Source organism: Streptococcus parasanguinis (assembly GCF_001069785.1).
In the GTDB taxonomy this organism is placed as follows: domain Bacteria; phylum Bacillota; class Bacilli; order Lactobacillales; family Streptococcaceae; genus Streptococcus; species Streptococcus parasanguinis_T.
In genome coordinates this window covers 1-2,551 of record NZ_JVSR01000016.1, presented here as the reverse complement: position 1 = coordinate 2,551, position 2,551 = coordinate 1, and the positions used below count along the sequence as shown (strand labels likewise).

3 protein-coding genes are annotated in these 2,551 nt (G+C 42.1%); all 3 read right to left on the bottom strand.

Annotated elements, in window-relative coordinates; all coding sequences use genetic code 11:
- Positions 1 to 71: 71 nt before the first annotated feature.
- Positions 72 to 1,418 carry a type I glutamate--ammonia ligase gene (gene glnA, locus ADG03_RS01155; RefSeq protein ID WP_003012492.1) on the bottom strand — a complete coding sequence of 449 codons (1,347 nt, stop codon included), beginning with the start codon at positions 1,416 to 1,418 and terminating at the stop codon, positions 72 to 74.
- A 39-nt stretch (positions 1,419 to 1,457) separates the two neighbouring features.
- Positions 1,458 to 1,817, bottom strand: a complete 360-nt coding sequence (locus ADG03_RS01150; protein ID WP_003008872.1) for a MerR family transcriptional regulator — start codon at positions 1,815 to 1,817, stop codon at positions 1,458 to 1,460.
- A 67-nt stretch (positions 1,818 to 1,884) separates the two neighbouring features.
- Positions 1,885 to 2,418 (bottom strand): FUSC family protein, encoded by a 534-nt coding sequence (locus tag ADG03_RS01145; RefSeq protein ID WP_003008874.1) that lies wholly within the window; start codon positions 2,416 to 2,418, stop codon positions 1,885 to 1,887.
- Positions 2,419 to 2,551: the final 133 nt, after the last annotated feature.

Sequence of the window (2,551 nt, the reverse complement as noted above, 5' to 3'; positions counted from 1 at the left end):
GCGTCTTGCTCGACAATCCAAAAATAATTGAGAGGCTAGGACTTTTGTCCTAGCCTCTTTACTCTTGTTTCTTAATAAAGATCTAAATAGTTGTCTACTTCCCATTGAGATACGAAAGTCGCATAGCTTGCCCATTCGATTCGTTTGGCTTCAAGGAAGCTGGTGTAGATGTGCTCACCCAAGGCAGCTTTTACCACTTCGTCTTCTGTCAAGGCTTTCAAGGCATTGTGAAGGGTAGAAGGGAGATCTGTGATTCCAGCTGCTCTACGTTCTTCTGGTGTCATCACATAGATATTTTCTTCGATCGGAGCAGGTGCTTCGATTTTATTTTCAATACCGTGAAGGCCGACTTCAAGCAAGACTGCCAAGGCTACATAAGGATTGGCCATTGGGTCTACGGAGCGTAATTCCAAACGAGTTCCCATACCACGTGATGCTGGCACACGTACCAATGGGGAACGGTTGCGACCTGCCCAAGCGATATAAACAGGTGCTTCATATCCAGGAACCAAACGTTTATAAGAGTTGACGGTTGGGTTGGTCACCGCTGTAAAGTTATATGCATGCTTGATCAAGCCACCCAAGAAGTGATAAGCTGTTTCTGACAATTGCATGCCACGTGGATCTTCTGGATCAAAGAAAGCATTGTTGCCATCTTGGTCAAAGAGAGACATATTACAGTGCATACCTGATCCGGCAATTCCAAATTTTGGTTTGGCCATAAAGGTTGCATACAAGCCGTGTTTACGGGCGATGGTCTTCACAACGAGTTTAAAGATTTGGATCTTGTCACAAGCGCGAAGCACTTCGTCATACTTAAAGTCGATTTCATGCTGACCAACGGCTACTTCGTGGTGACTAGCTTCTACTTCAAAGCCCATCTTGGTCAAGACATTTACGATTTCACGACGAGTGTTATCCGCAAGATCTGTTGGAGCCAAGTCAAAATAGCCACCTTTGTCGTTTACTTCAAGAGTTGGATCTCCATTTTCGTCCAACTTGAAGAGGAAGAATTCTGGTTCTGGACCAAGGTTAAAAGATTTGAAGCCAAGCTCTTCCATATGACGAAGTGCCCGTTTCAAGTTGCCACGTGGGTCTCCTGCAAATGGTTTCCCTTCAGTCGTATAGACATCACAGATCAAGCCAGCTACGCTACCATTTTCATCTCCCCAAGGGAAGACTGTCCATGTATCCAAATCTGGGTAAAGATACATATCTGACTCGTTGATACGGACAAATCCTTCGATAGAAGAACCATCAAACATGGCTTTGTTTGAAAGAACCTTGTCCAGTTGCTCATCGGTAGCTGGAATTTCGACGTTCTTCATGGTTCCCAAAATATCAGAGAACATCAAGCGAATAAAAGTAACATTTTTTTCTTTTACTTCACGGCGAATATCTGCAGCAGTAATTGACATTTTTGTCTCCTTAAAATAGATTACAAGCTTATGAAATGATCAACGAAATTGACCATATGGCGATGGGGAAGATGTGAAGCGACTTTGCTGAAGAATGTCACGATGAAGAGCCTTACGGATCTCTTCTTGACTGACAACCTTGGTTTGCTCTTGCTCTTTTTCCGCATATTTTTTCTTAATATCCGCAATATTGAAGCCATCTGAGATATAATCTTTGATCTCAAGTAGGCGGTCCATATCGTCCAACGAATACATGCGGCGATTGCCTTCTGTCCGATCGGGAGAAATCAATCCCTGATCTTCATAATAACGAATCTGGCGAGCTGTCAAGTCGGTCAGCTTCATAACACTGCCAATCGGAAAGACTGCCAGCGAGCGTCGTAATTCCTTTTCCTTCATACCATTCCTCTTTCTATTCTATTATATCGAAAAAAAAATCTATGTCAAGATTAAATGTTATATAATCTTACATAGGTTTTTTGTGTTTCTTGAGAAAATCGCGAATGCGATCCACATCCGAATTGACCAAAATCGCAACAAAAACGCCAATAAAGGTCTCAAATATTCGGGCAAAAACATACAAGAAGGTTTCTCCGTTAGGAATCGAGAGGGTAATGATCAGCATTGCTGAAACTCCTCCGATAATTCCTGCTTTATTATTCATAGCGACATTTGTCATAATGGTTAACATGGTCGCAATGGGTACAAAAATCAGAGTCACCCAATACGCCCCATGAAAGAGCGTTTTTAAAAGGAAGAACAATACGGCATAAAAACCTCCGATACTGTTGCCCATGACACGCGAAGCCCCGAAATGGACACTCTTATCAAAGTCTTCCCTCAAACTAAAAACAGCTGTCAAAGTCCCGATCTGAAGGCCTCGCCAGCCAAATATTCCAAAAATAAGTAGTACAATAAAAACGGCAATCCCTGTTTTAAAGGTTCTCATCCCCAAACGGAATTTGGACCAATCAAATTTGTGTCGTTTAAAGTAATCCATGGTCACCTATCTTTCTATTTCTATTATTCTACCATATTTTCAGAAAGGAGAGAACAGATATAAATAGAAAGAAAAAAGAGAGCGGGACAGAAATCGGTAATTCGTTAGAATTCGATTTCGTCGTCCCACCTCC